General features: G+C 53.9%; 1 protein-coding gene and 1 pseudogene. Both read left to right on the top strand.

From position 1 onward, the window contains the following. Positions 1 to 273, top strand: a pseudogene (locus tag lacNas_RS10030) (aspartate--ammonia ligase); the annotation flags it as partial. A 52-nt stretch (positions 274 to 325) separates the two neighbouring features. Continuing rightward, a partial coding sequence (locus tag lacNas_RS10035; RefSeq protein WP_244661458.1) for an OB-fold nucleic acid binding domain-containing protein occupies positions 326 to 731 on the top strand: 406 nt, incomplete at its 3' end.

Raw genomic sequence — 731 nt, forward strand, 5'->3', positions numbered from 1 at the left:
CGGGCCTTTGAAGTCAGCAGCATGGGCATCCGGGTTGATGAAGACCGGTTGAAAAAGCAGCTGAAACTGGCAGCTGCTGAAGACCGGCTGGACCTGCCTTTCCACCAGGCCCTGTTAAAAGGCGAGCTGCCATACTCTATCGGCGGCGGGATCGGGCAGTCAAGACTCTGCATGCTGCTTTTAGGCAAGGCCCACATCGGCGAAGTTCAGGCCAGCATCTGGCCAGACGACATCGTCGCCAAGTGCGAAGCCGCCAGAATCCAGCTCCTGTAAATTCCAAAGCGAGCAAAAAAAATCAAAAGATACCGAGGTAAAGAGAAAGATTATGACAGAATTGATTTCAATCAGAGAATCAAGCAAGCACGTTGATGAAGAAGTCCGGATGCATGTCTGGCTGACCGACAAGCGTTCCAGCGGCAAGATCGTCTTCTTGCAATTGAGAGACGGCACGGCTTTCTTCCAAGGGGTTGTCCGCAAGAACGCCGTCAGCGAGGAAGTTTTTGAAGCAGCCAAGGGCCTGCGCCAGGAAGCCAGCTTCTACATCACTGGGACCATCCATGAAGATGCCCGGTCTCACTTTGGCTACGAAATCCAGATCAGCGACCTGGAAGTCGTGTCAAACAACGAAGGCTACCCGATCACCAACAAGGAACACGGGATCGACTTCCTGCTGGACCACCGGCACCTGTGGCTGAGAAGCCGCCGGCCATTTGCCATCATGCAGATCAGAA

Origin of the sequence: Lactobacillus nasalidis (genome assembly GCF_016587775.1) — a bacterium.
Taxonomy (GTDB): Bacteria; Bacillota; Bacilli; order Lactobacillales; family Lactobacillaceae; genus Lactobacillus; species Lactobacillus nasalidis.